Below are 4,941 nucleotides of genomic sequence, written 5' to 3'. Positions count from 1 at the left end.
TCAGTTTCTCCCTTGAGTAATCTATGTGTAATATAGAGCGCAACTGATCCATCTACCCCAAAAGTGCACGCAGCATGTGGTAGGTTTTTGAAGTCAGACAGTCGCTCGGACATCACCATTGAGCCATCCTTCTTGAGGATAATCAACGTGGATGGGTGAATGTGCTCTTTCGCGATCATCGCTTGCCACGCCGTTTGGGTGCGGTCTGCGTGAGAGATATTGGACCTGCTTAGTATCTTGCGCACCCACGCCTCCCCCCATTTGCGCCAGATGGCCGATGCAATCAACGCAGTCACAACGCCTATAAGGATTGCGGCTGTGTCGCGTGCCGTTGCGGGCAGGGCAAATGTGTCTCCGAGAATGCGCACAAGATCACCTGACAGTTTGGCCACAAACGCAAAAACAAACACCATGAATATAGTGTCGGTGGCTTTGTGGTCAGCGTCTTTTCCTGTGTAGGCAAGCCGGTACGACATACATCATCGCCTCAAACCCGCTGGTGTTGATGTTGCCAAATCCAGCCAGCATCATGGCGCGGAACTCTTCGAGTGAATGTGCCTCGGCCATCATCGCCTCAATCTGCCCCATCATGGCCGCGATTTGAGGACGCGCTGTGTTTTGCAATTGATCTGCCAGAACGCCTAAATCATGGTCAGACCTTTCGTGCGCTGCGCGTTGCATGTGGGGTTGCGAAATCGCCCAGATAGTCACGTTGGCCGCGACAGTGCGGGCAAAGACGATTGTGGATGCCCTCAGATTCAAAGAACTCAGAGCATGACATGCAGGGGCGCGGGCCGCGTTTGGCGGCTTTGTCGGCCTCACGTTGCAGGTTGTTGCGCAACTGATCTGCCTCAGCGCGAAACCGGATCAATCGGCTGGCATGGCCACCGTCAGGATCAACGACAACATAGCTGACTTTTTTGGTGCTGATTGCAGCGAATGACCGCTCTCCGCCCGTTGTGTCGATCGACGCGAACGGCCCAAACCGGACATTGCGCTCTCTCGCGGCGAATTGCCTCAATCCGACGAAAGCAGCCTGGCTTATAAGGCTCATAGGACAGAAGAATGAGCTCGCGGCATGTGACAATGCTGAGCAAGTGAAAGCTAATAATAGATCAAACTGAGTCAATCAATTTTGAATGAAGCGCCGCCTGCAATAGTTCGCTCGGCCCTCGAGCATCAACACCGAGAAATTCCAACGCGTATTTTGCCCGTGAGGCTGCGACGTATAGTCGGTTATGCGCTGAATATTTATAGAAATTTGTCGAAGCATTGCTTGTAGCGGTTTCTTCCAAAGGAACCCTCCCCTTATCAATACCTACCGCAACTACTACGTTGAACTCCAGCCCTCCAACAAAGTCGGCATGCCCTAAAACAAAATGGCCTGACTTTTCTGCATCTCGCACCCGAGTGTAATCTCCACGGTTTTTGATAACGGTAACCGCCTTATTCTTAGATATGGCAAATGCTTCCATTTCTTTCTGCAACGAATCAGAAAGCGTGGTTATTAGAACCTCCCAGGGCTTCGAACCCGTATCTTTTGCCAAACGTTCCACAGTTAAAAATGCTGCCTCAATCATTGTTTGGTCATCAGGGTATTCAGAATACTTCAACCTCAAGCTGCGGCGTTCATCTTCTTCTGTGAACGCACTTTGTGTTTCCACGAGCGTATCTCTAAAACTCGTAAAGAGGTTAGCGCCGGACGCCAACACAGTCCCACAAAAGCTTAGGATATCGGGCGAAGATCGGAAAACTGTGGAAGACCTATTTGTGGTATCCATTACATCTGAAGCATCAAAAAGTTGACTAAAAGTATCTGCCTCATTCCAGCCCCGATCTCCAACACCTTGTGCTTGATCAACTGAAAAAGAAAAAGGGTACTTCTCAATACTACGCGTAAAGTGGTGGAAAATGTGGAGCTCGTTTATATTAAAGAGATGGGTTTCATCAATTGCAATAAAGTCGTAGCCGGTCTTAGCCCGTCTCCGTCGCCAAATTGGCGTGTGCAAATTACCCACTGCAGATAAAACGACGTCATCGGTATCGAATTTTTCGGCAACTTCTAGTTGTGATTGGTAGTTGGAAAAGATCTTGAAAACCAAACCTTTGTCGGCATCATTCTCTACCGGCAGCCCATATGCAAGAGGATCCAACAGCTTGTAGGCATCAAAACTATCATCAGCTCGACCTTTTATTAGGACACTGATTTCATGCTGGAACAATGGAGCCAGACTTTCTATCTTATCATTTTGAAAAAAGCTAAGGAATGCTTCTGATAAAAATGGTTTGAACGAAGGGAAATCAAGTTGCTTCACACTCGAAATAGCCTCTTCGATATAGAGAAGCTGCATTTCTTTAGAGTCTTGAGCGTCTCTATCAACAAACTCATACTCTTTAATATCTGTTTTTAAGACCTCTGCGCATAATGAGGCTAGCGTTTCCACTGAAAGAGAAATCGCATCTGATAAAGGTGACCTGGAATGGAACCCTTCTTCGTCTAGAATGCTTAGAGTTTCTAGGATAGCTTTGCGTGTAGCTTCACTATGAGTAACAATCAACGCACGGCAATCTTCTTGTTTCGCCTCAAGCCTTTTTAGTGTCGCGATCGACTTAAGCAGCAAGGATAGAGTTTTACCCGAGCCGGCAGGGCCAATTAACCTATGAGGTTGTCTGTGATCAGACATCACAAACGCTTTTTGCGGGCTGGTTAAGAGAGGGATCCAAGCAGAAAAAGGAAGGTGTGATCTAACCGAGTGTATTGCATTTGTGCTTGGAACTTTAGTTTCCGCTAGCGGTGGGCGCTTCTGAGCTGTACTAATTTTTTGAACATTTGATTGAATTTTTGCATATAGTTCAGGAATAGCATCAAATGCTTTTTTGAAATTAGTATAATTGACTTCGTATTCCTTATCTCTAGGCGCGTGTTCACATGTATTGTACGCAAACAAAAACTTACCATCACAATCGCGCTTAACCATACGCACTTTATCAGGCTCTGTTTCGAGTAAAATTCTAAAACTGCTTCCAAACGCGCTTTTGGAGTCTGGCAACGGGAATAAAATCGCTTTTGTGCTATCTCTTACTATGTGCTCAGAGCGCGTGAACTGTCCAGAACCAGACCAAAATCGGGTGCAAAACCTGAGTAACTTTTGGAAGGAGGTTAGTGTTTCCGCTCTCTTCAGAGTGGAGAATAGGGCAGATTGTTCGCAGTCAATTATCAAGAACTTTTTACTTTTCCATGAGCCTACTGTCGAAAGAAAAAGCGTGTCCTTGGTTTGCGAGCATATCATATTTCCAATTTTGGCTAACATTTCGACATTAGTGGAAAGAGCCGCTAAGAGTTCGGCTCCTTCCTGAAAATCGATCGATTGAAACACTCGACCAGAAATCATTTCAGCAACAGCGCCATCATCGATGCAAACATATTTCATTAACTTATCCCTCGTTCTTTTCGCTCAAATTTGTAACGATACTATCAAGAAAATCGGCGTCAGGATCTTCCAAGCCGATTCTCCCAAACAGGCTTGAAAAAGTCTGCATCAAGTGCTCAATTGTAGGCGATCCTATGCAAGAAATAGGCATAGAGAGATCATCGTTCGAAATATTAAAGAGGCCTGTTTCTGAGTTGTTGAAGTGGCCTTCTAACCCCGCCGAGCTCAACCCTTTCGCAATTTTTTCAGATAAGTCTCGGCTAATTGCTGAAACGTCTCTCAATAGACAAACAAATGATGGCTGGTCTTCATCTTTATGCAAATGTTCCAAAAAATAGTAACCTGAAACTTCATGTTTACTAAGCCTAGTAATTATTCCTTTCACATCTTTAACTTTATTTTTCGCAAACCAATCGAAAATTTTGTCGCTATCATCACTTTCAAGTAATGAGGCAAAAGTTGACATCTCGCTTGCTGCTTTTTCAAATCTTTCTGCGAGCTTTTTGGCAGCTTTATTGGCGGCATCCTTCGGAAAGTGAACCTCGGCTATTTTTGCCAAATCAACAGAATCTAGCAATGCTGGTGATATCTGAGCGTCTTTTAATACCTGCGTTATTTTAGCTAAAATGGCTTTCCTCTCAGCTTCTATAAGGAGCGTTAATCCGTCTTTCTTAAACCACTCACTTAATGGCACCGCAGGCACAAAGTTCAATATTGGATATTTGTTCTGAGCTATATCACAGCGGGCAGTGATAACGACACCAACAGCCATCGTGTCTGGATACCGAGGCACCCTAACGCAGTTAAAAATTGTACCTTGGGTTAGCTCCCCAATTGAGGCGTCAGATAAATGAGGACGCTCTCTAATTTTCTTAGATGTTCGTTTCAAATTGATGTTCGTCCTAAGCTTAAAGTAGAATCGGAAATCGTAAAGTCACTCTAGCTTGTTGCCTTTGGTCGAGTAAGCTTGTTGTAAAGGTTTTTCAGGATTCATAACGGACTTCTATTCTCATCTGCTTAGATACCGTTATGATATGGCATTGGCCCCAACGCCAGCTTGGCTGTTCGGGCGCCTCGAGATGGCGCAAAGTCCGCAAAGCGGATCTCGATGCGTCACGCAGCGAATGGCGGGTTTCCGCCCTTGATGTCGTGCCTTTCAGCCGACTAACCCAAAAACTTCTTTCCAGTTCAGCGTTCCCCCATTCATGCGCAAAAATATCTATGCCTTTGATTGTGTTATGTTTATCTCTTTCTGGAAAGTGTGGGGCAAACTCGCAAGACCTCTTTCCAGTTCAGATTGCATTTGTGACGCCGATGGCTAATTTAATCACCGTTTAAACCGCCTCAAACCCCTTATTTAACGGCCTATGAAGCGGGCAGGAGGGTTTGCAAGTCTTGGTGTCGGCAAAGGTGCATCTACCTTACATAAGTGCCCTTATGAGGCTTACTGCAGGACTCTGCGTCTGTCTATCAGTTGACCCATCCATGCCGTCGATAGCCTTGTAAATAA

Annotated in this window: 5 protein-coding genes; all 5 read right to left on the bottom strand. The window is 45.6% G+C overall.

Annotated elements, in window-relative coordinates; translation table 11 throughout:
• A partial coding sequence (locus WNY38_RS17825) for a hypothetical protein (RefSeq protein WP_342858710.1) occupies nucleotides 1-476 on the bottom strand: 476 nt, incomplete at its 3' end.
• Nucleotides 439-681 carry a hypothetical protein gene (locus tag WNY38_RS17820; RefSeq protein ID WP_342858709.1) on the bottom strand — a complete coding sequence of 81 codons (243 nt, stop codon included), beginning with the start codon at nucleotides 679-681 and terminating at the stop codon, nucleotides 439-441. The genes WNY38_RS17825 and WNY38_RS17820, both read right to left, overlap by 38 nt.
• Nucleotides 653-1,054 (bottom strand): hypothetical protein, encoded by a 402-nt coding sequence (locus WNY38_RS17815; RefSeq protein WP_342858708.1) that lies wholly within the window; start codon nucleotides 1,052-1,054, stop codon nucleotides 653-655. Before WNY38_RS17815 ends, WNY38_RS17820 begins: the two co-directional genes overlap by 29 nt.
• Before the next feature lie 61 nt (nucleotides 1,055-1,115).
• The gene (locus tag WNY38_RS17810) at nucleotides 1,116-3,431 is read right to left on the bottom strand and encodes a UvrD-helicase domain-containing protein (RefSeq protein ID WP_342858707.1); all 2,316 of its coding nucleotides are present in this window, start codon (nucleotides 3,429-3,431) and stop codon (nucleotides 1,116-1,118) included.
• A 4-nt stretch (nucleotides 3,432-3,435) separates the two neighbouring features.
• Nucleotides 3,436-4,320 (bottom strand): hypothetical protein, encoded by an 885-nt coding sequence (locus tag WNY38_RS17805; RefSeq protein WP_342858706.1) that lies wholly within the window; start codon nucleotides 4,318-4,320, stop codon nucleotides 3,436-3,438.
• Between the last annotated feature and the right edge of the window lie 621 nt (nucleotides 4,321-4,941).

Source organism: Pacificibacter sp. AS14 (assembly GCF_038899935.1).
Taxonomy (GTDB): domain Bacteria; phylum Pseudomonadota; class Alphaproteobacteria; order Rhodobacterales; family Rhodobacteraceae; genus Celeribacter.
This window is presented reverse-complemented; position numbering and strand designations above follow the sequence as displayed.